This is a genomic window from Pseudomonas sp. TS_SC_3 (assembly GCF_056156225.1).
Genome location: NZ_CM149586.1, coordinates 912,491 through 939,072 on the forward strand (window position 1 = coordinate 912,491; position 26,582 = coordinate 939,072).

The window sequence follows — 26,582 nt, forward strand, 5'->3', positions numbered from 1 at the left end:
CCCACGTTGTTATTCAGCGGCCCACTTCGGTGGGCGTTTTTGCATAAAGGCCATGGTGCCTTCGATGCCTTCGGCTCCGGTGACGGCGGCGGCAAACTGCTCGGCGGCGCGGTCCAGCAACGGGCCGAGGGCTTCGTGTTCGGCAGCCAGCAGCAGGGCTTTGGTTTGTGCGTTGGCCTGCGGCGCGCACTGGCGTACCTGGCTCAGTACCTGGTGTAAGCGGGCATCGAGGTGCTCGCTGTCGACTTCGCTGAAATGCACGAGGCCCAGCCGTTCGGCCTCGCTGCCATTGAAACGGGCGGCGGTCAGGGCCAGGCGGCGGGTCTGCGTCAGGCCGATGCGCTTGACCACAAAGGGCGCGATTTGCGCCGGGAGAATGCCCAGCGTGGTTTCTGGCAGGCCGAATTTGGCGTCCTGCTGGCAAAGGGCGATATCCGATACGCAGGCCAGGCCGAAGCCGCCGCCCAGCACCGCGCCTTCCAGCACGGCAATCAGCACCTGGGGTGCATGCTGCGCTTCTTCCAACAGGCTGCCGAAGGCGCGATTAAGGGTGCGGTAGGCCTCAGCGCCAGCGGCGCGTGCACCTGCCATGTCCTTGATGTCGCCGCCAGCGCAGAAGTGCCCACCGGCCCCGCGCAGCACAATGGCGCGCACGCTGGCGTCGTGGCGCACACTTTCCAGTACCCCGCGCAGTTCCCCGACCATGGCCAGGCTCATCGCATTGCGGCTGTCCGGGCGGTTGAGGGTGACGTGCAGCACACCGGCGTCGAGGTTCAGCAGCAGGGTTTGGCAATCGGGTAGAGCGGACATCAGGTAATCCTCTTACATGGCGCTGAATACGCAGGCCGTAGGGTGGGTCACGCTTTATCGACCCATCGAGCGGTGCCACGGTGGACGTAAACAGCGACGTCCACCCTACGGTTTCCGGTCTTAGCCCTTCTTGATGGCCTGCCATCTTTGGCGGCCACCCTTCGGGCCGTCGCTGTGCGACGTTAAAAATAGCTCCCGGCTATTTTTTCTTGCCCGGCAGAATGCCCATCAGCTTGCAGATAATGCCCAGCATGATTTCGTCGGCACCGCCGCCGATACTCACCAGGCGTACGTCGCGGTAGGCACGTGACACCGGGTTGTCCCACATAAAGCCCATGCCGCCCCAATATTGCAGGCAGCTGTCGGTCACTTCACGGCCCAGGCGACCGGCCTTGAGCTTGGCCATGGAGGCCAGGTTGGTCACGTCGCGGCCGCGCACATATTGCTCGGTGGCTTGGTAGACCAGGGCGCGCAGGCACTCGATTTCGGTCTGCAGTTCGGCCATGCGGAAGTGAATGACCTGGTTATCGATCAGCGCATTGCCAAAGGTCTTGCGCTCTTTGCAGTACTCGATGGTGGTGTTGATGCAGTGCTCCAGGCCTTTGATCATGTTGGCCGCGCCGAACAGTCGCTCTTCCTGGAACTGCAGCATCTGCATCATGAACCCTGCGCCTTCGTGGCCGATGCGGTAGCGCTGCGGCACGCGGACGTTGTCGAAGAACACCTGGGCGGTCTCCGAACTGCGCATGCCGAGCTTGTCCAGGTGCGGGCTGACGGTGATGCCCGGCGTGTTCATCGGCACCATGATCAGCGACTTATTGACGTGGGGCTTGTCGTCGCTGGTGTTGGCCAGCAGGCAGATAAAGTCGGCGCTCGGCGAGTTGGTGATCCACATCTTGCTGCCGTTGATCACATAGTCGCTGCCGTCTTTTTTTGCCGTGGTTTTCAGACCCGCCACATCGGAGCCGGCACCGACTTCGGAGACGCCGATGCAACCGACCATTTCGCCACTGATGGCTGGCTTGAGGAACTGCTCGCGCAGCTCATCCGAACCAAAGCGGGCCAGGGCCGGGGTGCACATGTCGGTTTGCACGCCGATGGACATCGGAATGCCGCCGCAGTGGATGGTGCCGAACTCTTCTGCGGCAACGATCGAGTAGCTGTAGTCCAGGCCCATGCCGCCAAATTTCTCTGGTTTGGATATGCCCAGCAGGCCGAGGTCGCCGGCTTGTTTGAGGATTTCATGGATGGGGAAGCGGCCGTCCTTTTCCCACTGCGCCACATGCGGGTTGATTTCCTTGTCGACAAAGTTACGCACCGTGCGACGCAGTTCTTCGTGTTCCTGGGTGATGATCATTGTTGTTTTCCTCAGAAATTCGGGTGGTGTTCGTTCTGTAGGAGCCAGCTTGCTGGCGATCAGGGCAGCAGAAGCGTATCGCCAGCAAGCTGGCTCCTACACGATGTCAAAGTCGGGCAACACCGAAACTGTTGGCTTTCAGTGGCCGCCTGGCCGCTTCGGCACAGATATCCAGCAAGTAGCCCAGCAGTTTGCGGGTGTCACGTGGGTCAATCAGACCGTCATCCCACAGGCTGGCGGTGCCATAGAGCGCGGTGGATTGGCTGTCGAGTTTTTGCGCAGTGACTTGCTCAAGCATGTCGAGCATTTTCGGATCGGCTTCCTTGCCTTCCTTGAGGTGTTTGTCCTCGGTGACGATACGCAGCACCTTGCCCGCCTGCGCGCCGCCCATGACGGCGGTTTTGCTGTTGGGCCAGGCGAAGATAAAGCGTGGGTCCAAACCCCGGCCGCACATGGCGTAGTTGCCGGCCCCGTAGGAGCCGCCGACGACGATGGTCAGCTTGGGCACGGTGGCGTTGGCCACGGCCTGAATCATCTTCGAGCCGTGCTTGATCACGCCGTTTTGTTCCGACTCGGTGCCGACCATAAAGCCGGTGGTGTTGTGGAAGAACAGAATCGGCGTATTGCTCTGCTCGCACAGTTGAATAAATTGCGCGGCTTTGGCTGCGCCACGCGGGGTGATCGGGCCGTTGTTGCCGATGATGCCGCAGCTGTGGCCTTCGATCTGCAGGTGGCCGCAGACGGTCTGGCTGTCGAACTCGTTTTTGAAATCGAGAAACTCCGAGCCGTCAGCGATGCGGGCGATGATCTCGCGCACGTCATAGGGCTTTTTCGCATCCGCCGGGACGATGCCGAGCAACTCCTTCGCCGAATACAACGGCTCGCGCCAGGCTTTTGCGGGGCTGGCAGGCAGCTGCGCATTCCACGGCAACATGCCGACAATCTCGCGCGCCAGGCGCACGCCATCGGCATCGTTTTCCGCCAGGTATTCAGCCGTACCGGCGATTTGTGCGTGCATTTCAGCGCCGCCCAGTTGCTCGTCGGTGGCGATTTCACCGGTGGCGGCTTTTAGCAGGGGCGGGCCGGCGAGGAACATTTTCGCCTTGCCGCGTACCACCACCACGTAATCCGACAGGCCCGGCTGGTAAGCCCCGCCCGCCGTGCTGGAGCCATGAACCACGGTCACTTGCGGAATGCCGGCCGCCGACAGGCGCGCCTGATTGGCAAAGGCGCGCGCACCTTCCACAAAAATCTCGGCGGCGTAGGTGAGGTTGGCACCGCCGCTCTCGGCCAAGGTCACCACCGGCAATTTGTTCTCGAAGGCGATTTGCTGCAAACGCAGGGATTTACGCAACCCGCTCGGGGAGATGGTGCCGCCCTTGATGGCGCTGTTGTTGGCGATGACCAGGCAACGCACCCCGGCGATGTAGCCGATCCCGGCAATAATGCCGCCGCCGGCCTGGGTGCCGTCTTTGTCATCGTGCAGTTTGTAACCAGCCAGTGACGCCAACTCCAGAAAGGGGGCGCCGCTGTCGACCAGCAGGTTGAGGCGCTCGCGTGGCAGCAGTTGGCCGCGTTTGGTGAATTTGGCTTTGGCTTCAGCGGCCTTGTTCAGGCAGTTTTGCTCCACATCACGGAAGCTGGCCACGGCGGCCAGCATGGCCTCGCGGTTTTTCGCGAAGTCTGCGCCATGCACATCGATGTCGGACTGAATGACGGGCATCGCCTTACTCCTTCAATACTGCAGGCACATAGGCCCGGTGGAAGCCGTTATAGGATCCGCTGTTTTTCGCCTTGCCCAGGGTCCAGGCGCGTGTGCCCTGGCTGGCCGCGCCGTCGATGCGGATGGTGTTGCCGCTGATAAAGTTGGCCCCCGGCGTGAGCAGGAAGACGATGGCGGACGCTACCTCCGATTCACTGCCGATGCGTTGCAGCGGCACGTGATCCTTGAGCGAGCGGATCATGGTCTTCATCGATTCGGGGTAGGTGTCCATGCCGCTGGAGGCGATCCAGCCCGGTGCCACGGCGTTGACCCGCACCCCAGCATGGCCCCATTCGTAGGCGGCGGTTTTGGTGAAGTTCTCCATACCGGCGCGTGCCGCACCCGAGTGGCCCATACCGGGCATGCCGCCCCACATGTCCGCGAGCATGTTGACGATTGAGCCGCCGTGTTTGCTCATGCTTTGCAGAAAGACTTCCTTGGCGATGAGAAAGCCGCCGACCAAGTTGGTGCGCACCACGGTTTCGAAGCCTTTCTGGTTGATGCCGATCAGCGGCGCGGGGAATTGGCCACCGGCATTGTTGACCAGATGGTGGATCTGCCCGCGTTCGGCGACCACGCTTTTGACCATGGCCTTGACCGCGTCTTCGTCACGGATGTCGCACACCTGAAAACTGGCTTGGCCGCCGTCCTCAATAATCTCGCCGCAGGTGGCTTCAAGCTTTTCCAGCTTGCGCCCCACCAGCACCACATGGGCACCCAGGTGTGCCAGTTCATGTGCCGTACAACGGCCGATGCCGCTGCCGCCGCCGGTGACCATGATGGTCTGGCCGCTAAACAGGCCGGGTTTAAACACCGAGTCGTAGCTCATTGTTATTGTCCTTGTTCGAGGCTAGCGGCCAGCGCCTTGGGCACCGGTATCGGGAATTCCAGCAGCTGTTGGGCGAAGGCCTTGCCTTGCGGGTCGATCCACAACGAGGCGACGCCGCCGCCGCCCAGGGCGTTCTCCAATAAAAAATTCAGGCTGTGGCTACCCGGCAGATACCAGCGGCTCACGCGGCCGGTTTTCTCATCCAGTGTGTGCTGCATCCATTCGGCCACGGCGGCCTCCGTCAGCGCAGCGGCGATCCACGCCAAGTATTCGGGCTTTCTGGCCATCACGCCGATATTGCTGTGGTTGCCTTTGTCACCGGAGCGGGCCACGGCCAGCTTGATCAGCGGCACGCTGCCATCCGCCTGACCGCTTGGCAGCGGCGCGGCGATATCGGCGGCAATCTGTGCGCTATCCAGCGCGTCAATCTGCGGCAGGCTGACGGGGGTGTGCTCACCGTTGAGTTCCACCGACAATGCACAGGCATTTTTATCCGCGAGAAAGCTGAACAGGCGAATCACCGGATACACCGTCGGGCGACCGCCGACGATGCCGGTCAGCCCGGGTGCCATGCCGGTGGCGGCCTGAGCGATCTCGCGGGAGAAGAGAATCAAGGCTTCTTTCTTGGCATGGCGCACGGCGATTTTCAGCACGATTTCGCGGGTGTCCGCACGCTGGCCACGGCTGCCGTAAGTCGCCTCGCTGCCGAGTAACTCAATGCTGACTTCTTTGTAGGCTCCCCAGCCGCGCTCAGCGAACATTTCTTCGGTTTTATTGATAATCGCCTGGCTGACGCGTTGGGCTTTCTTCACCGCATCGATACCGGCCAGTAAGCAACTGGCGGTGCAACGGAAGCCATCCGGGTGGGTGGCGCTGACCTTGTACTGAGCGGTGGGCGGCAGGCCGCGTGCGCCTTTAAGTTCCACGCGGTTTTCGCCCACCTGAGTCAGTTGCACCTGGGTGAAATCACACAGTACATCGGGCAGGTAATACGCCCGTGGATCGCCGATTTCATAGAGCATCTGCTCGCCCACGGTAAAGGGCGTGACCAAGCCGCCAGAACCTTCCGGCTTGGTTACGACAAAGCTGCCGTCGGCGGCCACTTCTACTACCGGGAAGCCAATATGTTCGTAGTCCGGCACGCTGTCCCAATCGGTGAAGTTGCCGCCCGTACACTGCGCGCCGCATTCGATGATATGCCCGGCCAAGGCGGCCTGAGCCAGCTGGTCATAGTCACTCCAGCCCCAGCCGAATTCATGCACCAGTGCGGCGCTGACCACGGCGCTGTCCACCACGCGGCCGGTGATGACGATATCGGCACCCAGCTTCAGGGCTTCGACAATGCCGGGCGCGCCCAGGTAAGCGTTGACCGAGACGCAGAAGGGCGGCAACGGCGCACCGCTGAACATCTCCACGGTGCCGGCTTTGGCCAGTTCGCTGAGTTTGGGTTGCAGGTTGTCACCGCGCAGCAAGGCGATTTTTAGATCCACACCAGCCTGTGCGCACGCCGCTGCCAATGCCGCAGCGCAGGCGCTGGGGTTGACCCCACCGGCGTTGCTGATCACGCGGATGTTCTTCGCGGCGATCTCACCCAAAAGCGGCGCGAGTGTCTCGACAAAATCTGTGGCGTAGCCAGCGTCCGGTTTTTTCATCCGTGCGCCCGCCATGATCGACATGGTCACTTCAGCCAGGTAGTCGAATACTAGGTAATCCAGTTCAGTGCCTTTTACCAACTGGGCGGCGGCGGTGCTGGTGTCGCCCCAGAAGGCGGAGGCGCAGCCGATGCGTACGGTCTTGGTCATTGGAGTTATCCGCAACACAGGAATAAGGTGACTTGAAGGCTACCAAGCAAGCGCTTGGTTGAAAAGCCCGGGGGCGATATTTCTCACACAAACTATCCCCAAGCGCTTGCTTGGGTGGCTGGCGCAGCATAAATTTCACTAATTACGACAAGCACTTGGGTAAACCTGCTGAGAACCAGCGTGCATTTGCAGGCGCTAACGGTTGGCCCGAGGCATATAAAGAGAGTTGGAGAGTATTTAGCGTGGATGATCAACAAGCGCAGGCGGTGATGCGTGACCTGGTGGCCAGTGGGCAGATTACCGACCCAGACAGCGCACGCGGCAAGCTGCTGCAAACCGCAGCGCACCTGTTTCGCAGCAAGGGCTATGAGCGCACCACGGTGCGTGACTTGGCCAGCGCCGTGGGCATTCAGTCCGGCAGCATCTTTCATCACTTCAAGAGCAAGGACGAAATCCTGCGCTCAGTGATGGAAGAAACCATTCGCTACAACACCGCCTTGATGCAGGCGTCGCTGGCTGAAGCGAGTGACCTGCGCGGCCGAGTGCTGGCGCTGATTCGCTGCGAGCTGCAGTCGATCATGGGCGGCACCGGCGAGGCCATGGCGGTGCTGGTGTACGAATGGCGTTCGCTGTCAGAGCCCGGGCAGGTTTTTATCCTTGAGCTACGTGACAACTACGAACAGCTCTGGCTGCAGGTGCTGGGCGAGGCCAAGGCCGCCGGTTACTTCAAAGCCGATCCGTTTATTCTGCGGCGTTTGCTGACTGGCGCACTCAGCTGGACCACGACCTGGTTTCGCCCAGAAGGTCCGATGACCCTTGACCAGCTGGCCGAAGAGGCGTTGTCGCTGGTGATCAAAGAAGCTTGAGGAAATTCGACTACGCTCAGGTGGCACTTTGATAGTACTTTGGCGCCAATGGATTGTGAGTGGTTTGGGTCACGGAAGAAGTTGCTGCATCTTTTGCTGAGGTTCACCGTTTGGCCACACTGTTACGAGGTTTGCTGCTCGGGTTGATGCTTGTTGCGGGCTGCGTTGCGCAGGCTGCGGAAGAAGTGCGAGTGGGGGCCTACCACTTCCCTCCCTATGTGACTAAAGCGGACAGTGAGCGCCCGGGTGGCCTGCTGCCAGAGTTGCTACTGGCGCTCAATCAACTGCAAAGCGACTACCGCTTTACCTTGGTAGCAACTTCGGCCAAGCGCCGCTACCGCGACCTGCAAAGCGGCCGTTTTGACCTGATCCTGTTTGATTCCCCGGTCTGGGGTTGGCAAAACATTCCGCGCACCGCGCTGGATCTGCACATCGAAGATGCCGAGGTTTATGTCGCCCGCCAGCAGCCGGGGCGTGATGAGCGTTACTTCGACTCACTCGCGGGTAAGCGCCTGGCCTTGTACAGCGGCTATCACTATGGCTTTGCCGGGTTCAACTCGGACCAGAAGTACCTCACCGACTCATTCAATGCGGTGCTGACTTATTCCCACGACAGCAATTTGGTCATGCTGCTGCGCGGTCGGGCCGATGTGGCGGTGGTCACGCGCTCTTATCTGCGTGCCTACCAGCAGCGTTACCCGGAGCAGAGCAGCGCTTTGCTGGTTTCCCAGCGGGTTGACCAGGTTTATCAGCACCAGGCGCTGTTCCGCCCCGAGTCGGCGCTGCAGCCGCAAGCCCTGGCCGAGTTGCTCCAGCAGCTTAATCACGACAAACAGCTGGATAAGCTGCTGGCGCGCTATCACTTGTATGACACATCCGCGCCGATAAGTGACTGAACGTGTGCTGTTCGGGCCGATTCGTCTGAGTTAGGCTGCGGTCATTCGAAAAATAGGGAAGTTGGCGTCAAATGGGCTTCATCAGGCGTGGGTTAAGCAAGTTTTTAGGTGTCGGTTTGGCAATGCTGCTTGCCGGGCCACTGATGGCTGCGCAGGAAGTGCGCGTGGCGGCCGTATATTTCCCCCCTTATGTGTTCAAGACAGAACATACCCAGGCCAGCGGTTTGCTTGATGAACTGGTGGCTGCGCTGAATCAGTCGCAGGCTGACTACCGCTTTGTGATGGTGCCAACCTCGCTAAAGCGGCGCTTTCGTGATTTCGAACAGCAGCGCATCGACTTGGCGATTTTCGAGAATCCAGACTGGGGCTGGAAGAATATTCCGCACCAGGCGCTGGATATGCGCCTGGAAGACTCCGAGGTGTTTGTAGCCCGTGTTGCGCCAGGTCGGGATCAGGGCTATTTCGACTCGCTCGAAGGCAAGCGGCTGGCGCTTTACCACGGTTATCACTATGCCTTCGCTGGCTTCAATGCCGACCCGGATTACCTGGGCAGGACGTACAACGCCACCTTGACCCATTCCCATGAAAGCAACCTGTTGATGGTGCTGCATCAGCGAGCAGAAATTGCTTTGGTAACGCGGTCTTATATCGGCGAATTCCTTGAGCGTAACCGGCAGTACGCCGGCCAGTTGCTGATATCTGAACGCGTCGACCAGCGCTATCGCCATCATGTGCTGCTGCGCCCGCAGGCGCCCATTACACCTGAGCAGTTTATGGCGATTTATGAGCCGTTGAGTGAGAACGGCCAGCTAGAGAAAATTTTTAGCCGCTATCAGGTCGCCGTTATGCCACGCGCAACGGATAGCTCAATAGCAACAGATGCAGCAGATTGACCGCGCCATGCAGGGCGATGGCCAGGCTGATCCGCCCGCTAAAGTGAAAGATCAGCCCATAGCCCAGGCCTGCGATACCCGCGACCAGGGCGAATAACGGGCTGAACGGCACATGCACAGTGGCAAACAGCAGCGTCGTCAGACCAATTCCTGCCCACGCCCCGAGCCAGCCGACCAGGCGGCTTTGCAGCAAAGCGCGAAACAGCAACTCTTCGGCCAGCACCGCCACACCCAGGTTAACCGCCAACCACAGCAAAAGCCCGTCTGGCCATTTCGGCTGCCAGCCGACGAGGCCCAGCGCCACTGCCAGTAGCGGTACGCCTAGCAAAGTCAGTGCCGCCGTCAGCCAGACGCTTTTTGAGAGTTGTTTGCTCGGCGTTTTTTGCCCCAGCCACCAGGTCAGCAGGGTGACGCCTACCAGCAACTTATCCCACGACAAACGCAGGGCGTAAGGCGCGGCATCGACACTGAGTTGGCGCGGCGGCCACAGCGGTGTGGCGCTAAAGCCGGGGGCGATGCAGGCCAGCAGGCTCAGGCTTGCCCATAGCGCGCTGGGCAGGTACTTGTCGCCATAAAGCAGTAAGGCGCCCAGAGCGGCCCCTGCGGCGAGCCCCGACAGTTGGATATAACCCAAGGCAAAACCACTTGCCAGGCACAGGGCCGGCAGCATCATGCGCAGATGCAATGGCAGGGTTACGTCCTGTCGTTGGCGGTTAACGCTCGCGGGCGTCCTCAGCATCCTTGGCGTCCTGTTCAAGCTGGCGTTGGCGGATTTTCTCCAGTTGCTCTTCGCTTAGCGGCGGTTGTTTGCTGCTGCGCAGCAACATCAGGCCACCGACAATGGAACCTAGCACCACAAACATCAGCAGCCAGATATACCAGGTCATACGTTCATCCTTGCAGAGTTGAGTCTCCACCTTAGCGCGCGGCGGGCGGCAATTAAACGACAACAGTTCCCTTCGCGGAGGAATGGCCGTATTGACGGCCAATACGGCAGTAACTGGGCACTGCCATGACAACGGCGTGCCTGAAAAGCAAGTGCGTGCCGCTTATCGGCAGCGACCAGCGCATGCCGCGAGTAGGCGCGGTGGTGGCGCGGGCAGGCAGTCACCCGTTCCTACGTCCGTAAGCGGCGTAGGAACGGTGCGAGCAGTAGCCGTTAGCGGCGGACTTGCTTGAGGGTTTCGGCGATCAGGAACGCGAGTTCCAGCGACTGGTCGGCGTTCATCCGCGGGTCGCAGTGGGTGTGGTAGCGGTCCGACAGGCCATCTTCGGTAATCGGTCGCGCGCCGCCGATGCACTCGGTGACGTTCTGCCCGGTCATCTCGATATGGATACCGCCGGCGTAGCTGCCCTCGGCTTGGTGCACGGCGAAGAACTGCTTCACTTCGGCCAGAATCTGCGCGAAGTCACGGGTTTTGTAGCCACTTGAGGCCTTGATGGTGTTGCCGTGCATCGGGTCTGAGCTCCACAACACCTGGCGGCCTTCACGTTGCACGGCCTGAATCAGGCGCGGCAAGCCTGCTTCGACTTTGTTGGCGCCCATGCGCACGATCAGGTTGAGGCGGCCGGGATCGTTGTCCGGGTTGAGGATGTCGATCAGGCGGATCAGCTCTTCGCTGTCCATGCTTGGGCCGACTTTCACCCCGATGGGGTTACCTACGCCGCGCAGGAACTCGACATGGGCTCCGTCTAGCTGGCGGGTGCGGTCGCCAATCCACAGCATATGGGCTGAGCAGGCGTAGTCGCCGCCGGTCAGGCTGTCACGGCGCACGAAGGCCTGTTCGTAGTTGAGCAGCAGGGCTTCGTGGGCGGTGAAGAAGCTGGTCTCGCGAACCTGCGATGAGCCGTCCATGCCACACGCACGCATAAAGGCCAGGGTTTCATCAATGCGCCCGGCCAACTGGCTGTACTTCTCGCCGAGGTCTGAGTTGGCAATAAAGTCGAGGTTCCACTGGTGCACCTGATGCAGATCGGCAAAGCCGCCTTGAGCAAAAGCGCGCAGCAGGTTGAGGCTGGCAGTGGACTGGTGGTAGGCCTGCAGCAAGCGCTCCGGATCCGGTACGCGGCTTTTTTCGTCAAAGCCGATGCCGTTGACGATATCGCCACGGTAGGCGGGCAGGGTCATGCCGTCGATGGTTTCATCGTTGGCTGAGCGCGGCTTGGCGAACTGGCCGGCCATGCGTCCGACTTTGACCACCGGGCAGCCGGCTGCAAAGGTCATAACGATGGCCATCTGCAGCAGTACTTTGAAGGTGTCACGGATTTTCGCGGCGCTGAACTCGGCAAAGCTCTCGGCGCAGTCGCCGCCCTGCAGCAGAAACGCGCGGCCCTGAGTCACCTCAGCAAACTGACGGCGCAGCTCGCGGGCTTCACCGGCAAATACCAGCGGCGGATAACCAGCCAGGGTCTGCTCGACCTGGGCCAGTTGCGCAGCGTTAGGGTATTGCGGTTGCTGCTGGATCGGCTTGGCTCTCCAGCTTTCAGGGCTCCAGGGTTGCGACATTGTGGCTCTCGGCTTAAGTCAAATTAGGCGGACAGGCATGGTAACCGATAAGCCCCGGTGGGCAAGCCGATAGGCGCGATAGAGCGGCTGCATGAGGTCACACGGCTTATCGCCTAATTGAGTAGGCATTTATGACCAGCAGCTGTCATCAGCAGCAGGTGTTGATTAAGCCGCTGTGATGGCTCAGCGAGCCGATGGGTAATTATTGCGTGACCCAGGTGGTGCACCTCCATGACAATCATTACCTTTGCTCCGGCCGAAATGGTTGGGGATGTCACGGTGGAGAGTGGTGGATGCCAGGTTTACCCCCGGTCGGTGAAATGCCGGACCCGTTGTTGATCGCCGAAGTGCACGATGCTTTTGGGGTGATCCAAGTGGTCGAAATGGGCGCTTACCGCTTTCTGGAGTTCGGCGAGGCGATTGAGCAAAGTTGCGTCTACATGCCCGACCCGAGCTGGCTGGAGTACGACTACACCCGTGCGATGCTGCTCGGTGCGCTGTGCCATGAACATCCGGAAAGTGCGTTGTTTCTGGGGCTTGGTGCCGGCAACCTGACCCAGGCCTGCCTGAAATTTCTGCCGCTCGATGATGTGGAAGTTATTGAGCTGCGCGCCGATGTGCCGCGTTTGGCCATGGAGCACATGGGTCTGGAAGACGACCCTCGGCTGACCATCCGTATCGGCGACGCCCTGGAGTTGTTGGAGAGTGCGGAAAAGACCGACCTGCTGTTTGTCGATCTCTACACCGATCATGGACCGGCAACGGGGCATTTGGCCTGGCGCTTTCTGGAAAATTGCCAGAAGCAACTCAACCCGGGTGGTTGGTTGATCATCAACCAGTGGGCTGGCAGTGACGGTAAACCACTGGGTGCGCCGCTGCTGCGCGGCCTTTATCACCGGCATTACTGGGAGTGCCCAGTGAAAGAGGGCAACGTGGTGTTGCTGGTGCCAGCTGATATGGATCAGGAAATTGATTTTGACGAGTTACGACGCCGTAATGCCGTGCTGGCGCCGCAGTTCGGTTATTCGCTGGAGTCACTGATTAAGGCTGTGCGTCCGGCGTCTTGAGCAGAACGCCAAACAGGTCGCTTCAACGTCCCTTATAGTCACCCGGGCGCCGCTCTAACATGGCCTTCACGCCTTCCTGCGCATCTTCGCTGGCCATAAGCCGGGTTATGTTCGGGTGCAAGCTGGCGATCGCTGCTGCCTGCCCCTCGTTTACCGCCTGGCGAGCCGAAGCCAGAGAGGCTTGCACACCCAGCGGAGCTTGGGCGGCAATGCGCTCGGCCAGCCACAGCGCTTTGGGCAGCAACTCCTCGCTGGCAGCGACTTCCTGGACCAAACCGAGACGATAGGCTTCATGTGCGTCAAACTCATCACCTGTCAGCAGCCAGCGCATGGCGTTGCCCCAGCCTGCTGCTTGGTGCATGCGTAAGGTGGCGCCGCCGAACGGGAATATCCCGCGTTGCACTTCCATCTGCGCAAAACGGGTATTGCTGGCGCACAGGTTAATGTCCGAGGCCAGCATCAGTTCAATGCCGATGGTATAGCAGTAGCCTTGCGCGGCGACGATCACCGGTTTGCTCACTCGCGGCCCGCCGAATACGCCCCAGGGGTCGCAGCCGCCCTGAGGTATTTGCCAGCCAGCTGCAAACTGCGCCGCGACGTTGGCCAGGTCCAGGCCGGCGGTGAAGTGCTCGCCATGTGCAAACACCAACGCCACCCGTGCCTCGTTGTCGCGTTCGAACTCGCCGTAGGCCAAACACATATCGTCGAGCATGGACAGGTCGAATGCGTTGCGTTTGCTCGCTCGGTCTAGGCCGATCAACATGATGTGGCCACGTTTTTCGCGGCTGACGCGGCCGTTGCTGGTTGGGGTCATGACGGTGAGTCCTGTGCGCAAATTGAGTGATGATTGAGGGGGATGGCCGTTTCAGCCTCTCGAAGGCCAGTCATGTGGCACGCTATTGGCATTATTTATGATCTTTTAGTGGAAATTTCGGCACATCAATCAGGTTTTCCGGTATAGTGCGCGCCGGTCAATTCTTGGCCACGTTCAGGTAGTACAGCTCGCCCGAAGGTTAACTTTGGCAGTTAGTCCGTTTTGCGGACTATCCTTGACGATTCATTTATCACACGTTTTCGCAAATCCCCGCCGACATGGCTGCCAGGGTGACTCTCGGGTCTTACACGGCATGCGTAGCTTTGGAATATGGGTCTTTGCGGATGCACTTGAGGCAGACCCATGACCCAGGAAATCGGCGGCTTCGCCGCTCTCGATCTACACCCCAATGTTCTCGCTGCTGTTATCGCCACTGGCTATGAAGAGCCTTCGGCTATTCAGATTCAAGCGATTCCCGTCATCCTCGCTGGCCACGACATGATCGGCCAGGCGCAGACCGGCACCGGTAAAACCGCCGCTTTCGCCCTGCCAATTCTCAGCCGCATCGACCCGGCCAAGCGTCAGCCACAAGCGCTGATCCTGGCGCCGACACGTGAACTGGCGTTGCAGGTTGCCACCGCGTTTGAAACCTACGCCAAGCAAATGCCGGGCGTTAACGTGATTGCCGTATACGGCGGCGCGCCGATGGGCCCGCAGCTCAAGGCCATCCGCAATGGCGCACAGATTGTTGTAGCCACCCCAGGTCGTTTGGTTGACCACCTGCGCCGCGACGAGAAAGTGCTGTCGACCATTCAGCACCTGGTTCTCGACGAAGCCGACGAGATGCTCAAGCTGGGCTTTATGGATGACCTCGAAGTCATCTTCAAGGCCATGCCGGAAAGTCGTCAGAGCGTGCTGTTCTCCGCCACGCTGCCGCACTCGATCCGTGCCATCGCTGAAAAACACCTGCGTGATCCTAAGCACGTCAAAATCGAAACCAAAACCCAGACCGTAACTGCTATTGAGCAGGTGCATCTGATGGTTCACGCCGACCAGAAGCACGCCGCTGTCCTGCGTCTGCTTGAAGTCGAAGAGTTCGACGCGCTGATCGGTTTCGTGCGTACCAAGCAAGCTACCCTGGACCTGGCCGCCGCGCTGGAAGCCAAGGGTTATAAGGCTGCTGCGTTGAACGGTGACATCGCGCAGAACCAGCGTGAGCGCGTGATCGACTCGCTGAAAGATGGCCGTCTGGACATCGTGATCGCCACCGACGTTGCTGCTCGCGGCCTCGACGTACCGCGCATCACCCACGTGATGAACGTGGACATGCCGTACGATCCGGAATCCTACGTTCACCGTATCGGCCGTACCGGTCGTGCTGGCCGTACCGGTCGTGCGCTGCTGCTGGTAACGCCGCGTGAGCGTCGCATGCTGCAGGTGATCGAGCGTGTAACCGGGCAGAAAGTCGGTGAAGTGAAGCTTCCGGACGCCCAGCAAGTACTGGACGCACGCATCAAGAAATTGACCAACAGCTTGGCACCGCTGGTGGCCGATGCCGAAGCCAGCCATGGTGATCTGCTTGATCGCTTGACGGCCGATATCGGTTGCAGCCCACGTGCTTTGGCCGCAGCTCTGCTGCGCAAGGCCACCAATGGCCAAGCCCTGACCCTGGCTGAAGTCCAGCGTGATCAGCCGTTGGTTCCGGGTAGCGGCAGCAGCGCTCCGCGTGAACGCAGCGAGCGCAGTGACCGTCCTGAGCGCGCCGAACGTGAAGGTGGCCGTGAGCGTCGTGCTCCAGTTCCCTTGAGTGAAGGTAAAGCGCGTTGCCGCACCGCCTTGGGCGCTCGCGACGGTATCGCCGCGAAGAACCTGCTGGGTGCGATCCTCAATGAAGGCGGCTTGGTCCGCGAAGACATCGGCCGCATCCAGGTGCGCGAGAGCTTCAGCTTGGTCGAGTTGCCGGAAGAAGGTCTTGATCGCCTGTTGGGCAAGCTGAAAGACACCCGCGTGGGTGGTAAGCCGCTCAAACTGCGTCGTTATCGCGAAGATTAATGCTTCGCTGAGTAAAGAAGCCCCGCCCTGTGCGGGGCTTTTTTTTGCTGTTTTGCTGGGGCAGATTTCTACCTCGGCTTAGATATTCTCCTCTTGGTGCTAAGGGCGAGGCCGTGGTGCCTGATCTTTAATAGCTTGCTCGCTGCGCGCGCGAATGTGCGCCACGGGCAAACCCGACCTGCCGATGCGCTGGGCAAGCGCACCTAGGTACTTCGATCCCGCGTTCGTTTTTACCGTGTCCTGTGTTGCTGGGCGGGTAGGGCGTGGGGTGAATCGAGCCGCCAATGACGTGGCGTGCTTCTGATCACTCTCAACATCACCTATCGATTATGTGTATGTGGTGGTATGAGGTTGGTTTTCGCGGCTGCTTTGCGGCAGGATCGCCGGTAAATATTTACAGGAGTCGTTATGCACGCAGAATTTTGGCAGGCGCGTTGGTCGCGCAGTGAAATTGGCTTCCATCTGGCTGAGGTCAATCCTTACCTGCAGCAGCACTGGCCAACGCTGGGTTTAACGGATGGCGCGCGAGTGCTGGTGCCGCTGTGTGGCAAGAGCCTGGACCTGGCGTGGCTGGCGGGGCGGGGCCATCAGGTGGTGGGCGTTGAGCTGGCGCAGCGTGCGGTGGAGGACTTCTTTGCCGAGCATAAGCTGCAGCCGGTGGTCAGCGAAGTCGGCGCGTTCAGGCTGTACCGGGCCGGGGCTGTGGAGATCTACTGCGGTGATTTTTTCGCCCTGACGGCGCAGCACCTTGCCGGTTGTACGGCGTTGTATGACCGCGCCGCGCTTATTGCATTGCCGCCGGAGATGCGCGCGCGTTATGTGGCGCACCTGACGCAGGTTTTACCCAGCTGCAGCCAGGGGTTACTGGTGACTCTGGATTATGCACAGGCGCAGATGGATGGCCCGCCCTTTGCCGTGGCAGATGATGAGGTGCAGCGATTGTTTGCGCCCGGCTGGCAGTTGCAGGAACTGGCCAGCGCTGATGTGCTGGGCGAGAACTGGCGATTTCTCAAGCGTGGGCTTGAGCGCCTGGATGAACGGGTTTACCGCTTAGGTAAAGCCTGAAACCTGAAAAGAAAAAGGCGGCCCGTTTGGGCCGCCTTTTGCGTTGTTGCTGAGCTTAGCCGCGCTGGCGCAGAGCTTCGATACGCACTTCCAGTGGCGGGTGAGTCATCAACAGGCCAGCCAGGCCGCCTTTCAGGCCGCCGTTGATGCCGAAGGCGGTCAGGCTGTTTGGCATGGTGACTGGCACTTCCTGTTCGGCGCGCAGGCGCTGCAGGGCGGCGATCATCGCGCCAGTGCCGGCCAGGCGGGCGCCTGCTTCATCGGCCTTGAATTCGCGCTTACGCGAGAACCACATAACGATGATGCTGGCCAGGATGCCCAGAACAAGCTCGGCGAAGATCGTGGCGACGAAGTAGCCGATGCCCGGGCCGTCTTCGTTTTTCAGGATCACCTTGTCGACGAAGTTGCCGAAAATCCGTGCGAAGAACATCACGAAGGTGTTCACCACGCCTTGGATCAGCGCCAGGGTGACCATGTCGCCGTTGGCCACGTGGCCGATTTCGTGGGCCAGCACCGCGCGTACTTCGTCAGGCGAGAAGCGCTCCAGCAGGCCCTGGCTTACCGCGACCAGTGCATCGTTTTTGTTCCAGCCGGTGGCGAAGGCGTTGGACTCGTAGGCCGGGAAGATACCCACTTCGGGCATCTTGATCCCGGCTTCGCGGGACAGTTCTTCCACGGTCTGCATCAGCCACTGTTCGTGGCGGGTGCGTGGCTGGGTGATGATTTCGGTTTTGGTGCTCATCTTCGCCATCCACTTGGACAGGAACAGCGAGACCAGCGAACCGGCGAAACCGAACACGGCGCAGAAAACCAGCAGGCTGCCATAGTTCTGGCCGGTAAAGCGGTCGACCCCGAGCAATTTCAGGGTGATGCTGGCGATGATTAACACCGCAACGTTGGTGGCCAGGAACAGCATAATGCGCATCATGGTGTATTGAGACTCCTCACGGGAAAGATCTGTCAGGCCGCTGAAAACCCTGTTTTGGCTGCTTCGCCTAGTTTTTCAACAACCACTGTTGGTTATGACGGCTATATAAGGGCGCACCCCTTGGCACTTCAACCTGGCGACTATTTCAAACTATGTCGCTTGCGCCGTTCAGGTTGGATTCGAACAACAGGCGTGTGAGGCGGGCGACCCGTTCGCCATGGCGTTGGGACAGCGCTTCGCGCAATTGAAAGGCCAGGGTGGCATGCACGCGGCGCACGCTAGGCGGCAGGGCATCACCCTCGCGCAGGGCGTGAGGCACGCCGCGGGTCAGGCGCAGAAAGCCTTTTTCGCTGAGTACGGCTTGATCCAGGGCGTCGTAACCGATGGTGGTGTCGAAGCGGATATAACCTTCCTCGGCCAACCACAGCAGGGCACCGAGGCAATTTTGATGGCGTGGTGTAGGCAGGCCAAATTCGTCCGGATCTTCGCGGCCGATCAGGTCTTCAACATACAGCGCGGCTTTGCTGGGGAACGCCTGGTACAGGGTCAGCATGCCGGCGGCGGCGTCCTTGTAGAAGTCGTCGATCTGCAGGTCCATCAGAATTTTCCAATCATGGAGGTTGGAAGGTATGGCAGCACGCGGCCCAGTAACGCCCAAGGCCAGCCAGGTACATAGGCACTAACATGGCGTTTGTCGATGTGCTTGGCGATCAGCGCTGCGCCGCGCTCCACGTCAATCAGAAACGGTCGGTTGGCCATGTCGCTGTTCAGTGGCGTGTCGATAAAGCCCGGCAGTAGCAGGGTGGTGTCGATGTTCTTGCCCAGCAACTCGGCGCGGGTGGCTTCCATATAGCTGATCAGACCGGCCTTGCTCGCCGAGTAGGCCGCCGTATGCGGCAGGCCGCGTTTACCGGCGACTGAGGCGACGGCAACCAGGTGGCCGTGGCCTTGCTGACGAAACAGTGCGCAGGCGGCATCCAGGCAGGCAATCGCGCCGATCAGGTTGGTTTCCACGGTCAGTCGGGCACGCTTGAAGTGTCCACCGCCGGCTTTACCGGTCAGTGCGATACCGGCATTGGCAATAATTCCGTCCAGACCACCGAGCAGATTCGCGGCTAGACCTACGGCGTCCTGGCATGCGTCGTAGTCGGTCACATCCAACGGCAAGACCACCACTTTACGCTTGAAGCGCGCCTGCAGTTCGGCGGCCAAGAGGTGCAGGCTGTCTTCGCGGCGTGCGGCCAGGGCCAGGTCGTAACCCTTGCCCGCCAACTCGCGGGCCAGGGCGGCACCGATGCCAGAACTGGCCCCAGTCAGCAGATAGCGTTTGCCCTGGCTCATGGCTTGCTCCGATTACTGTTGGTAAGTCTTGAGGAAGCTGCCGATGCGGCCGATGGCCATTTCCAGCTCATCCACCCGCGGCAGGGTGACCACGCGGAAGTGATCCGGCCACGGCCAGTTGAAGGCGGTGCCCTGAACGATCAGCAGTTTTTCCGAGAGCAGCAGGTCCAGCACGAATTTCTCGTCGTTATGGATTGGGCAGACTTTCGGGTCGATCTTCGGGAAGGCATACAGCGCGCCCATTGGCTTAACGCAGCTGACGCCCGGAATGTCATTGAGTAGTTCCCAGGTGCGGTTGCGCTGCTCCAGCAGGCGACCTTGCGGCAACACTAGGTCATTGATGCTCTGGTACCCGCCCAATGCGGTTTGGATCGCATGCTGGCTTGGCACGTTGGCGCACAGGCGCATATTGGCAAGGATATCGATGCCTTCGATATAGCTTTGTGCGCGGTGCTTGGGCCCGGAAATCGCCACCCAGCCGGAGCGGAAACCCGCCACGCGGTAGGACTTCGACAGGCCGTTGAAGGTCAGGCAGAGCACGTCCGGCGCCAGCGAGGCGGTAGAAATATGCTGGGCTTCGTCGTAAAGAATCTTGTCGTAGATCTCGTCGGAGAACAGCACCAGGTTGTGCTGGCGCGCCAGCTCGACGATGTCCATCAGTACTTCTTTGGAGTACACCGCGCCGGTGGGGTTGTTCGGGTTAATCAGCACCAGGGCCTTGGTGTTCGGGGTGATTTTGGCGCGCATGTCGGCGATATCAGGGAACCAGCCCGCCTGCTCGTCGCACAGATAATGCACCGGCTTGCCGCCAGCCAAAGCCACGGCTGCTGTCCACAGTGGGTAGTCCGGTGCCGGGATCAGCACTTCATCACCGTTGTTCAGCAGCGCCTGCATGGCCATCACGATCAGCTCGGAGACGCCGTTGCCGAGGTAGATGTCCTCGATGCCGACACCTTCCACCTGCTTTTGCTGGTAGTACTGCATCACCGCCTTGCGTGCGCTGAACAAACCCTTGGAGTCGCTGTAGCCCTGCGCGGTGGGCAAGTTGCGGATCACATCCTGAAGGATCTCCTCAGGCGCTTCAAAACCGAACGGTGCCGGGTTGCCGATGTTCAGCTTGAGGATGCGATGGCCTTCCTCTTCCAGGCGTTTGGCGTGCTTGAGCACCGGTCCGCGGATGTCGTAGCAGACGTTGGCGAGCTTGTTCGATTTGCTGAACTGCATATTAAGTGATCCCGAATGGTGGAACGCCGCTGAGAGGGTGTTTACAAATTACTGCGCTCGACCATGCAGCGTTGAAACCAGCCTCAAAATGCTCATGTACAACTTGCACACTCCGCTTTTTCGGCTGTTTTCGCCTTGCCTGGCCATCGCTCGCTACTTTTGTAAACACCCTCTGAATTACCCTGCAAAAAGACGCGATCTAACGCGCCTTGGCAGGTTGTAACGCCGGTGACAGACTGGGGTCGAATGATACGTGGCAGCCCGACCTTGGCAAAGGTACTGGTCGGGCTTTTTTATGGCGTGCCATCCATGGCCGCCACCCTTTGGGCCGTCGCTGCGCGACGTTAAAAATCGCTCCCTGCGATTTTTCTATTGAGGAGACCTGCCTGTGGACAAGCTGGAAAAACCCCTAGAAGCCTGGCGCGAAGAGCTTTCCGAGGAGCAGTTTCACGTCTGCCGCTTGGGCGGCACCGAGCGCGCGTTTACTGGCCAATACCACGACAGCAAGGTGCCGGGTATTTATCACTGCGCCTGTTGCCAGGCCGAGCTGTTTGACTCGGATGCCAAGTACGACTCTGGCAGCGGCTGGCCGAGTTACTTTCAGCCGGTCAGTCAGGAGGCTATCGCCAGCTTGGATGACTTTAGTCATGGCATGCACCGCATTGAGGTGAAGTGTGCCCAGTGTGACGCTCACTTGGGTCATGTGTTCCCCGACGGGCCGGCCCCCACGGGATTGCGTTATTGCATCAACTCGGCATCGCTCAAGTTAGTGCCGAAGGCTTAATGCCATTGCACAGGCCTGCTATCAGCGGGCCTTATTTTACTTTAATTAAATTGCATGCAATTTAATTGCTAGCTATCTTGCGTTCATTCCCACTCATCAGGATGACCCGCATGAGCAACGCACTCTTCGATATTCCGGTTACCACCATCAAGGGCGAGCAGAAGACCTTGGCTGATTTCGGCGGCAAGGCCGTGCTGGTGGTCAACACCGCCAGCAAGTGCGGTTTCACCCCGCAGTACAAGGGGCTTGAGAGTGTCTGGCAGCAGTACAAGGATCAAGGTCTGGTGGTGCTGGGTTTTCCCTGCAACCAGTTCGGCAAGCAGGAGCCGGGCGATGAGGGCGCGATCAGCGAGTTTTGCGAGCTGAACTTTGGCGTGAGCTTCCCGTTGTTCAAGAAGGTCGATGTCAATGGCAGCGATGCCCACCCACTGTTCGTCAACCTGAAAAAAAGCGCGCCGGGCTTACTCGGTAGCCAGGGCATCAAATGGAACTTCACCAAATTTCTGCTGAGCGCCGACGGTCAAGTGATCAAGCGCTTTGCCCCCACCACCAAACCTGAAGACCTGACTGCCGAAATCGAAGCGCTGCTGAAATGACCCAGGCCAGTCTGCACGCGGATGACGGGCTGCAGCTGGATAACCAGCTGTGCTTCAAACTTTACGCGGCCTCGCGGGCAGTGATTCGCGCCTACAAGCCGATGCTCGATCAGCTCGGCCTGACCTACCCGCAGTACCTGGCCATGCTGGTGCTGTGGGAATGGCAGCGGCAACCGCCAGCGCTGCCGACGGTCAAGGCCTTGGGTGAGCGCCTATTGCTCGACTCCGGCACGCTAACGCCGCTGCTCAAACGCCTGGAGCTGCAAGGTTTGCTGCAGCGCCAGCGTTCAGCCGGTGATGAGCGTGAGGTGCACCTGGCATTGACGCCAGCAGGCTGTGCGTTGCGTGAGCAGGTGCTGCCGTTGAAAAGCCAGCTGCTGTGTGAGCGTGGGGTTGACCTCGAAGCGGTCGCCGCGTTGCGCGAGCAAGTTGGCGCGCTGCTGGATCAGTTCAAGTTGCTTAACCACTGATCCAGCAGCGCGGCCAGCTCATCTTTGCGGAAGGGCTTGGCCAGATAATCATCCATCCCTGCCGCGCGGCAACGCTCGCGTTCATCGGACAGTGCATTGGCCGTCAGGGCAACGATGGGCAGTTTGGCGAGTTCAGGTTTTTGACGAATTCGGCGAGTGGTTTCATAGCCATCCATGACCGGCATGTTGCAATCCATCAGGATCAGGTCAACCGCTTCGGTTTCCAGCAGGGTTAGGGCTTCGGCGCCGTGATTGGCCAGCAGCACCGCGCAGCCAAGTTTGCCGAGCATGCCCTTGGCCACCAGTTGGTTGACGTGATTGTCTTCTACCAGCAGCACGCGGGCTTGGCGCTTGCGTTGCGGTTCGCGGATGCTGGCGGTGGTCTGTGCCTCGTTTTGGCCCAGGTTGCGCTGCAAGGCCTGCAGCAGAGTCTGGCGCGACATCGGCCGGGCCAGCTGCTCGATGGGTGAGAGCTTGTCGACCTGCTCACTGCTCAGAAAATTGCCATAGGCGCTGACCAGCAGAATGGGCAGGCTGGAAAAGGTGCGCAGTTCTTTCAGGCGCTGCGGGCAATCGCTAATGAGCAGGTCCGCGTCAATTTCGCCAAGGGCCGTATCGGTATCCAGGTGCTGGTAGTGCAGCCCCCAGCTGGGGAGCAGGCATGCCAGTTGTTCACTGAGCCCCGAGCTGGCGGGGGTAAGCCCGATAACGCGGCCGCGTAGCTGTGGCGGCTGTGCTTTGCTGCCCTGGCTGGGAGGGGGCAGGGGCAGGTCCACGCAAAAAGTGCTGCCAAAGCCTTCCTGGGTTTCCAGGCTGAGCTGGCCATGCATGGCTTCGCACAAGCGGCGGGTCAGGGCCAAGCCGAGACCGGTGCCGCCAAATTGCCGGGTGATCCCAACCTCCGCTTGGGCAAAGGGATGGAAGATCCGTGTCAGGGCTTCTTCGGCGATGCCAATCCCGGTATCACGCACGATGATCCTGACGCCGCCAGCCTGTGTATTGACGCTGATGTCGACGCGGCCGAAGCGGGTGAACTTCAGTGCGTTGGACAGCAGGTTGCTGACGATTTGCCTGATCCGGGTCGGATCGCCGAGCAGTTGTTTGGGCAATTGTGGATCGATCAGGCAGGTCAGTTCGACGTTAGGTGCGGCATTTTGCGAAAGCAGGCTGGCGGTTTCTTCGACCATGCTGCCGAGGTCAAAGGGGATGTGTTCCAGCTCCAGCTGGCCGGCCTCGAATTTCGACAGGTCGAGAATGTCGTTGAGCAGCTCAACGAGCACCTTGCCGGAGTCATGCGCAATTGATAGTTGTTGGCGTTGCTCGTTATTCAGCGGCCCGTCCAGCGACAGTGCGAGCATGCCCAGCAGGCCATTAAGCGGCGTGCGAATCTCGTGGCTCATATTGGCGAGAAATACCGAGCGCGCCTGGGCCATGTCCAGCGCTGTGCGCTTGGCGGCTTCAAGCTCGCGGTTAGAGTCAAGCAGGCGACTGTTGGCGGCTTCCAGCTGTTCGGTGCGCGCCGAAACCATATCTTCCAATTCGGCCAGGTAGTGAGTGAGGCGGTCTTCTGCCTGCTGGCGCTGGGCGATTTCGCTGGCAATGCTGCTCAGCTGGCGGTTGGTCACATCCACCAGTACGCCAATTTCATCGCGCTCATGGTTGGGCGGGTAGGGCAGTTTGGCGTTATTAGGGCTGCGCAGATCGCGCTCGCTGAGGGCGCGGATAAAGCTGGTCAGCGGTTTGGTCAGCATGGAATAGAACAGCACCAGCAAGATCAACGACAACAGCAGGCTGCGGGCGAAGCCGGTGGCCAGGGTCAGCAGTGATCGGCGCAGAAAGTGGCTGCCAAACGCATAGGTGTCCACCTCAAGGCTGAGCTTGCCCAGCGCTTCGGTAGGCGCGTGGCTGACGAACAGGTCGGTTGCGAAGTGGCGGCGCGGGCCGAAGATGAAGTCACTGAGTACCCTGTAGCGACTTTCCAGTGCTGGGCGGCTAACGCGGGCCAGGGTCAACTGGTTGTTGTCGACGATCTCGGCACTGATCACGGCTGGGGAGCGCAGTAGGCCCAACACCAGTTCTTGGGCCAGTTCTGCGTCGATGTTGTAGGCGATGCGCGCCGCGGGGTTATGGCTGATTTCCATCAGCGCATTAATCTCGCGGTTGATGGAGGCATCTTCGCTGGCATAATCCACGCCCACTTGGATAAAGCTAAGCGTCGTGCCGAGGATAAAGGCTACCAACACGGTCAAGGCAGCCTGTTTAAATGACAGGCGTTGGGTTAGCGCTATATCCATATTGAGCCGATTATTCCCGTATTGAATTGCCTGCCAAGCATAGCCCATCTGCTTTCTCTGGCGGCAGTGGCTGAGTTGCTCGGCCTTCAGGAGTGTGTTGTGGATGCGCGTTTAAGTGATTTTTTGTTGCGTGCCGAGGGCGTGCTGGCGCGGTTAGAGCCATTGTTGCCGGCGCCACGCCCGCTGATTGAGTGGCAGCAAACGCTTGCGGCCCGCTGGCAGCGAGAGGGGAGTAGTGGTTTTCTTGCGCCGCTCAAGGTCAGTCTGGACGTCGGTCTGGCCGGTTTGATCGGCGTGGATCGTCAGCGCGACCAGTTGGCGCGCAATACCCAACAGTTTATGCAGGGCCTGCCGGCCAACCATGCGTTGCTCTGGGGCGCACGTGGGACGGGCAAATCATCGTTGGTCCGGGCGCTGTTAGCTGAATACGCGGCGGCAGGGCTGCGCTTGATCGAGGTTGAGCGTGATCACTTGGCTGATCTGCCACGTATCGTCGAGCAGGTTGCGGGCTTGCCGCAGCGCTTTGTGCTGTTCTGCGATGACCTGTCGTTTGAAGCGGGTGAAGGCGACTACCGCATGCTGAAAACCGTGCTCGATGGCTCTCTAGAGCGGGCACCAGACAATGTACTGCTGTATGCCACGTCCAACCGCCGTCACCTGGTGCCGGAAAAGCAAAGTGACAATGAAAGCTGGCAGCGAGTGGATGGCGAATTGCATCCCAATGAGGCGGTAGAGGACAAGATCGCGTTGTCTGATCGCTTTGGCCTGTGGCTGTCGTTCTATCCCTTTACCCAAGAGCACTTTCTTGACGTGGTGCGCCATTGGGTCGAGGTGCACGCTGAGCAGGCGGGTTTGATCTGGCAGTGGAATGAGGCGTTAGAGAAGGCGGCCATTCGCTGGGCCTTGGGGCGCGGCAATCGCAATGGCCGCTGTGCGTATCAATTTGCCCGTGACTGGGTAGGGCTGCAATTACTGAGTAAGGCTGATGATTGATCTACAACCAAGCGGGCAGGGGCCCGAAGACTATCCGTTACTGGTGGCGCAGTTACAGGCGCTGCTGGCCGATGAGCGTGACTTTATTGCCAATGCTGCGCAGTTTTCTGCGTTTTTGTTCCAGCAGTTAGCTGATTTGAACTGGGCCGGCTTTTACCTGACACGTGGTGAAGAGCTGGTGCTGGGGCCTTTTCAGGGCAATGTGGCGTGCGTACGAATTCCCTTCGGGCGCGGTGTATGCGGCGCCGCCGCGGCCACTGGGCAAACCCAGCGGGTTGAGGATGTGCATGCGTTTGCCGGGCATATCGCCTGCGACAGCGCATCCAATAGCGAACTGGTCGTGCCTTTGATCAAGGACGGGCGACTGTTCGGCGTGCTCGATCTCGACAGCCCGCTGCTGGGGCGTTTCAGTGCAGCGGATCAGGCAGGTATTGAGCGGTTGGCTGAGGTGTTTATCGAGCTTACCGACTGTTAGGTTGGCAGACAGCAAAGAGCCCGGATTAACCGGGCTCTTTGCTGTCCAGTGGGCGCTTTCAGGCCTTGGCGGCCATCTTGGCGAGCATCTTTTGTTCGCTCGGCAAGACGTTCTGCAGCGACGTGCGTGCTTTGATTCGTGCGTAGTGGGCGCTCAGGTTAGGCCAACGCTGCGCATCTACCAACTCACCGCCATGTTCCATATTGACCAGTTGGCAGGTGAGCGCCAGATCGGCCAGGGTCAGGCTGTCGCCGACCAGGTATTCGCCTGCACCAAGGGTTGTTTCTAGGTAGTCGAAATGTGCCGGCAGCTGCTCGTGCAGGGTGTCCTGCACTGCAGTCTCGTCGCAACTCTGCCCCATGCTGGGCTTTAGTACGCGGTTGCGAAACACGCTGAAGGTGCACAGGGGCGCCAGTTCATAATCAGCGTATTTCTCCAGCCAGCGCACCTGTGCGCGCTGTTGCGCAGACTGGCCGAGCAGGGGAGTGGTTTCAGCATACTGCTCGTCGAGGTATTGGCAGATCACGCTGGAGTCAGCGAGGGTAAACTCGCCGTCTTTGAGGGCCGGAATACGTTGCAGTGGGTTCAGCTCTTTGAACCAGGCTGGCTGGGCGAACGGCAAAATGATTTCCAGCTGGTAGTCCAGCGCCTTTTCAGCGAGTACTAGGCGGACTTTGCGGACGAAGGGCGACAGGGGTGCACCGTAAACAATCAGGCTCATGTATGGCTCTCGTTGGCTAGGCGTTGGCGCGCATGCG

General features: G+C 59.9%; 26 protein-coding genes. 11 read left to right on the forward strand and 15 right to left on the reverse strand.

All coding sequences use genetic code 11. From position 1 onward, the window contains the following. Positions 1 to 9: 9 nt before the first annotated feature. The 5 genes from AC0J6G_RS04445 to AC0J6G_RS04465 all read right to left on the reverse strand — a co-directional run bounded on the left by AC0J6G_RS04445 (position 10) and on the right by AC0J6G_RS04465 (position 6,560). Entirely contained in the window at positions 10 to 810 is an 801-nt protein-coding gene (locus AC0J6G_RS04445; protein ID WP_475251671.1) for an enoyl-CoA hydratase/isomerase family protein, read from the reverse strand. A 199-nt stretch (positions 811 to 1,009) separates the two neighbouring features. Then, positions 1,010 to 2,167: a citronellyl-CoA dehydrogenase gene (gene atuD / locus AC0J6G_RS04450; protein WP_475251673.1), complete on the reverse strand. Its 1,158-nt coding sequence runs from the start codon at positions 2,165 to 2,167 to the stop codon at positions 1,010 to 1,012. Positions 2,168 to 2,273: 106 nt separating this feature from the next. After that, the gene (gene atuC / locus AC0J6G_RS04455; protein ID WP_475251675.1) at positions 2,274 to 3,890 is read right to left on the reverse strand and encodes a geranyl-CoA carboxylase subunit beta; all 1,617 of its coding nucleotides are present in this window, start codon (positions 3,888 to 3,890) and stop codon (positions 2,274 to 2,276) included. A gap of 4 nt (positions 3,891 to 3,894) precedes the next feature. Further along, entirely contained in the window at positions 3,895 to 4,758 is an 864-nt protein-coding gene (locus tag AC0J6G_RS04460; RefSeq protein WP_475251677.1) for an SDR family oxidoreductase, read from the reverse strand. 2 nt (positions 4,759 to 4,760) lie between these two features. Further along, on the reverse strand, positions 4,761 to 6,560 hold the full coding sequence (locus tag AC0J6G_RS04465; RefSeq protein ID WP_475251679.1) for an acyclic terpene utilization AtuA family protein: 1,800 nt from the start codon (positions 6,558 to 6,560) through the stop codon (positions 4,761 to 4,763). Positions 6,561 to 6,802: 242 nt separating this feature from the next. Between AC0J6G_RS04465 and AC0J6G_RS04470 the strand changes: the two genes are divergently transcribed. From AC0J6G_RS04470 to AC0J6G_RS04480, 3 genes are all read left to right on the forward strand, one after another. Next, the gene (locus AC0J6G_RS04470; RefSeq protein WP_475251681.1) at positions 6,803 to 7,426 is read left to right on the forward strand and encodes a TetR/AcrR family transcriptional regulator; all 624 of its coding nucleotides are present in this window, start codon (positions 6,803 to 6,805) and stop codon (positions 7,424 to 7,426) included. A 119-nt stretch (positions 7,427 to 7,545) separates the two neighbouring features. Further along, on the forward strand, positions 7,546 to 8,322 hold the full coding sequence (locus AC0J6G_RS04475; RefSeq protein WP_475253589.1) for a substrate-binding periplasmic protein: 777 nt from the start codon (positions 7,546 to 7,548) through the stop codon (positions 8,320 to 8,322). Positions 8,323 to 8,444: 122 nt separating this feature from the next. Further along, positions 8,445 to 9,215 (forward strand): amino acid ABC transporter substrate-binding protein, encoded by a 771-nt coding sequence (locus tag AC0J6G_RS04480; protein ID WP_475251683.1) that lies wholly within the window; start codon positions 8,445 to 8,447, stop codon positions 9,213 to 9,215. Here the strand turns inward: AC0J6G_RS04480 and AC0J6G_RS04485 are convergent. The 3 genes from AC0J6G_RS04485 to AC0J6G_RS04495 form a co-directional block, all read right to left on the reverse strand. Further along, on the reverse strand, positions 9,166 to 9,906 hold the full coding sequence (locus AC0J6G_RS04485) for a lysostaphin resistance A-like protein (protein WP_475253591.1): 741 nt from the start codon (positions 9,904 to 9,906) through the stop codon (positions 9,166 to 9,168). The genes AC0J6G_RS04480 and AC0J6G_RS04485 overlap by 50 nt on opposite strands. A gap of 22 nt (positions 9,907 to 9,928) precedes the next feature. After that, positions 9,929 to 10,102: a DUF2897 family protein gene (locus AC0J6G_RS04490; RefSeq protein WP_475251685.1), complete on the reverse strand. Its 174-nt coding sequence runs from the start codon at positions 10,100 to 10,102 to the stop codon at positions 9,929 to 9,931. Positions 10,103 to 10,374: 272 nt separating this feature from the next. Next, positions 10,375 to 11,721 (reverse strand): class II 3-deoxy-7-phosphoheptulonate synthase, encoded by a 1,347-nt coding sequence (locus tag AC0J6G_RS04495; protein ID WP_475251687.1) that lies wholly within the window; start codon positions 11,719 to 11,721, stop codon positions 10,375 to 10,377. Between the two features lie 293 nt (positions 11,722 to 12,014). Between AC0J6G_RS04495 and AC0J6G_RS04500 the strand changes: the two genes are divergently transcribed. After that, positions 12,015 to 12,788 (forward strand): spermidine synthase, encoded by a 774-nt coding sequence (locus tag AC0J6G_RS04500; protein ID WP_475251689.1) that lies wholly within the window; start codon positions 12,015 to 12,017, stop codon positions 12,786 to 12,788. Positions 12,789 to 12,810: 22 nt separating this feature from the next. Here the strand turns inward: AC0J6G_RS04500 and AC0J6G_RS04505 are convergent, their stop codons facing one another. Next, positions 12,811 to 13,602 carry a crotonase/enoyl-CoA hydratase family protein gene (locus AC0J6G_RS04505; RefSeq protein WP_475251691.1) on the reverse strand — a complete coding sequence of 264 codons (792 nt, stop codon included), beginning with the start codon at positions 13,600 to 13,602 and terminating at the stop codon, positions 12,811 to 12,813. 363 nt (positions 13,603 to 13,965) lie between these two features. Between AC0J6G_RS04505 and AC0J6G_RS04510 the strand changes: the two genes are divergently transcribed. Further along, on the forward strand, positions 13,966 to 15,654 hold the full coding sequence (locus AC0J6G_RS04510) for a DEAD/DEAH box helicase (protein WP_475251693.1): 1,689 nt from the start codon (positions 13,966 to 13,968) through the stop codon (positions 15,652 to 15,654). Between the two features lie 408 nt (positions 15,655 to 16,062). Beyond that, the gene (locus AC0J6G_RS04515) at positions 16,063 to 16,719 is read left to right on the forward strand and encodes a thiopurine S-methyltransferase (RefSeq protein ID WP_475251695.1); all 657 of its coding nucleotides are present in this window, start codon (positions 16,063 to 16,065) and stop codon (positions 16,717 to 16,719) included. Positions 16,720 to 16,774: 55 nt separating this feature from the next. Here AC0J6G_RS04515 and htpX read toward each other — a convergent pair whose 3' ends face one another. The 4 genes from htpX to AC0J6G_RS04535 form a co-directional block, all read right to left on the reverse strand. Beyond that, positions 16,775 to 17,647: a protease HtpX gene (gene htpX, locus AC0J6G_RS04520; protein ID WP_475251697.1), complete on the reverse strand. Its 873-nt coding sequence runs from the start codon at positions 17,645 to 17,647 to the stop codon at positions 16,775 to 16,777. A gap of 145 nt (positions 17,648 to 17,792) precedes the next feature. Further along, positions 17,793 to 18,245: a hypothetical protein gene (locus tag AC0J6G_RS04525; RefSeq protein WP_475251699.1), complete on the reverse strand. Its 453-nt coding sequence runs from the start codon at positions 18,243 to 18,245 to the stop codon at positions 17,793 to 17,795. Then, positions 18,245 to 18,988 (reverse strand): SDR family NAD(P)-dependent oxidoreductase, encoded by a 744-nt coding sequence (locus AC0J6G_RS04530; RefSeq protein ID WP_475251701.1) that lies wholly within the window; start codon positions 18,986 to 18,988, stop codon positions 18,245 to 18,247. Before AC0J6G_RS04530 ends, AC0J6G_RS04525 begins: the two co-directional genes overlap by 1 nt. A 12-nt stretch (positions 18,989 to 19,000) precedes the next feature. Next, complete coding sequence (locus AC0J6G_RS04535; RefSeq protein WP_090247908.1) at positions 19,001 to 20,212, reverse strand: pyridoxal phosphate-dependent aminotransferase; 1,212 nt, start codon at positions 20,210 to 20,212, stop codon at positions 19,001 to 19,003. Positions 20,213 to 20,600: 388 nt separating this feature from the next. Here AC0J6G_RS04535 and msrB point away from each other — a divergent pair, with 388 nt between their 5' ends. The 3 genes from msrB to AC0J6G_RS04550 all read left to right on the forward strand — a co-directional run bounded on the left by msrB (position 20,601) and on the right by AC0J6G_RS04550 (position 22,062). Next, positions 20,601 to 20,996, forward strand: a complete 396-nt coding sequence (msrB, locus tag AC0J6G_RS04540; RefSeq protein WP_475251703.1) for a peptide-methionine (R)-S-oxide reductase MsrB — start codon at positions 20,601 to 20,603, stop codon at positions 20,994 to 20,996. A gap of 110 nt (positions 20,997 to 21,106) precedes the next feature. After that, positions 21,107 to 21,592 (forward strand): glutathione peroxidase, encoded by a 486-nt coding sequence (locus AC0J6G_RS04545; RefSeq protein ID WP_475251705.1) that lies wholly within the window; start codon positions 21,107 to 21,109, stop codon positions 21,590 to 21,592. Further along, entirely contained in the window at positions 21,589 to 22,062 is a 474-nt protein-coding gene (locus AC0J6G_RS04550) for a MarR family winged helix-turn-helix transcriptional regulator (RefSeq protein WP_475251707.1), read from the forward strand. The genes AC0J6G_RS04545 and AC0J6G_RS04550 overlap by 4 nt, the downstream gene beginning before the upstream one ends. Here AC0J6G_RS04550 and AC0J6G_RS04555 read toward each other — a convergent pair. Further along, positions 22,038 to 24,356 carry a hybrid sensor histidine kinase/response regulator gene (locus AC0J6G_RS04555; RefSeq protein ID WP_475251709.1) on the reverse strand — a complete coding sequence of 773 codons (2,319 nt, stop codon included), beginning with the start codon at positions 24,354 to 24,356 and terminating at the stop codon, positions 22,038 to 22,040. The genes AC0J6G_RS04550 and AC0J6G_RS04555 overlap by 25 nt on opposite strands. Before the next feature lie 99 nt (positions 24,357 to 24,455). On the opposite strand from AC0J6G_RS04555, the gene AC0J6G_RS04560 reads away from it, so the two are divergent. Together AC0J6G_RS04560 and AC0J6G_RS04565 are read left to right on the forward strand one after the other, a co-directional pair. Then, positions 24,456 to 25,349: an ATP-binding protein gene (locus tag AC0J6G_RS04560; protein WP_475251711.1), complete on the forward strand. Its 894-nt coding sequence runs from the start codon at positions 24,456 to 24,458 to the stop codon at positions 25,347 to 25,349. Continuing rightward, positions 25,342 to 25,824, forward strand: a complete 483-nt coding sequence (locus tag AC0J6G_RS04565) for a GAF domain-containing protein (protein ID WP_475251713.1) — start codon at positions 25,342 to 25,344, stop codon at positions 25,822 to 25,824. The genes AC0J6G_RS04560 and AC0J6G_RS04565 overlap by 8 nt, the downstream gene beginning before the upstream one ends. 58 nt (positions 25,825 to 25,882) lie before the next feature. Here the strand turns inward: AC0J6G_RS04565 and AC0J6G_RS04570 are convergent, their stop codons facing one another. Then, complete coding sequence (locus AC0J6G_RS04570) at positions 25,883 to 26,545, reverse strand: glutathione S-transferase family protein (protein ID WP_475251715.1); 663 nt, start codon at positions 26,543 to 26,545, stop codon at positions 25,883 to 25,885. Positions 26,546 to 26,582: the final 37 nt, after the last annotated feature.

What these genes read in the sequence shown, in the direction of transcription:
- AC0J6G_RS04445 (WP_475251671.1), bottom strand. Translation starts at nt 810, where the DNA reads ATGTCCGCTCTACCCGATTGCCAAACCCTGCTGCTGAACCTCGACGCC.
- atuD (WP_475251673.1), bottom strand. Translation starts at nt 2,167, where the DNA reads ATGATCATCACCCAGGAACACGAAGAACTGCGTCGCACGGTGCGTAAC.
- atuC (WP_475251675.1), bottom strand. Translation starts at nt 3,890, where the DNA reads ATGCCCGTCATTCAGTCCGACATCGATGTGCATGGCGCAGACTTCGCG.
- AC0J6G_RS04460 (WP_475251677.1), bottom strand. Translation starts at nt 4,758, where the DNA reads ATGAGCTACGACTCGGTGTTTAAACCCGGCCTGTTTAGCGGCCAGACC.
- AC0J6G_RS04465 (WP_475251679.1), bottom strand. Translation starts at nt 6,560, where the DNA reads ATGACCAAGACCGTACGCATCGGCTGCGCCTCCGCCTTCTGGGGCGAC.
- AC0J6G_RS04480 (WP_475251683.1), top strand. Translation starts at nt 8,445, where the DNA reads ATGCTGCTTGCCGGGCCACTGATGGCTGCGCAGGAAGTGCGCGTGGCG.
- AC0J6G_RS04490 (WP_475251685.1), bottom strand. Translation starts at nt 10,102, where the DNA reads ATGACCTGGTATATCTGGCTGCTGATGTTTGTGGTGCTAGGTTCCATT.
- AC0J6G_RS04495 (WP_475251687.1), bottom strand. Translation starts at nt 11,721, where the DNA reads ATGTCGCAACCCTGGAGCCCTGAAAGCTGGAGAGCCAAGCCGATCCAG.
- AC0J6G_RS04500 (WP_475251689.1), top strand. Translation starts at nt 12,015, where the DNA reads ATGCCAGGTTTACCCCCGGTCGGTGAAATGCCGGACCCGTTGTTGATC.
- AC0J6G_RS04505 (WP_475251691.1), bottom strand. Translation starts at nt 13,602, where the DNA reads ATGACCCCAACCAGCAACGGCCGCGTCAGCCGCGAAAAACGTGGCCAC.
- AC0J6G_RS04510 (WP_475251693.1), top strand. Translation starts at nt 13,966, where the DNA reads ATGACCCAGGAAATCGGCGGCTTCGCCGCTCTCGATCTACACCCCAAT.
- AC0J6G_RS04515 (WP_475251695.1), top strand. Translation starts at nt 16,063, where the DNA reads ATGCACGCAGAATTTTGGCAGGCGCGTTGGTCGCGCAGTGAAATTGGC.
- htpX (WP_475251697.1), bottom strand. Translation starts at nt 17,647, where the DNA reads ATGATGCGCATTATGCTGTTCCTGGCCACCAACGTTGCGGTGTTAATC.
- AC0J6G_RS04525 (WP_475251699.1), bottom strand. Translation starts at nt 18,245, where the DNA reads ATGGACCTGCAGATCGACGACTTCTACAAGGACGCCGCCGCCGGCATG.
- AC0J6G_RS04530 (WP_475251701.1), bottom strand. Translation starts at nt 18,988, where the DNA reads ATGAGCCAGGGCAAACGCTATCTGCTGACTGGGGCCAGTTCTGGCATC.
- AC0J6G_RS04535 (WP_090247908.1), bottom strand. Translation starts at nt 20,212, where the DNA reads ATGCAGTTCAGCAAATCGAACAAGCTCGCCAACGTCTGCTACGACATC.
- AC0J6G_RS04545 (WP_475251705.1), top strand. Translation starts at nt 21,107, where the DNA reads ATGAGCAACGCACTCTTCGATATTCCGGTTACCACCATCAAGGGCGAG.
- AC0J6G_RS04550 (WP_475251707.1), top strand. Translation starts at nt 21,589, where the DNA reads ATGACCCAGGCCAGTCTGCACGCGGATGACGGGCTGCAGCTGGATAAC.
- AC0J6G_RS04555 (WP_475251709.1), bottom strand. Translation starts at nt 24,356, where the DNA reads ATGGATATAGCGCTAACCCAACGCCTGTCATTTAAACAGGCTGCCTTG.
- AC0J6G_RS04565 (WP_475251713.1), top strand. Translation starts at nt 25,342, where the DNA reads ATGATTGATCTACAACCAAGCGGGCAGGGGCCCGAAGACTATCCGTTA.
- AC0J6G_RS04570 (WP_475251715.1), bottom strand. Translation starts at nt 26,545, where the DNA reads ATGAGCCTGATTGTTTACGGTGCACCCCTGTCGCCCTTCGTCCGCAAA.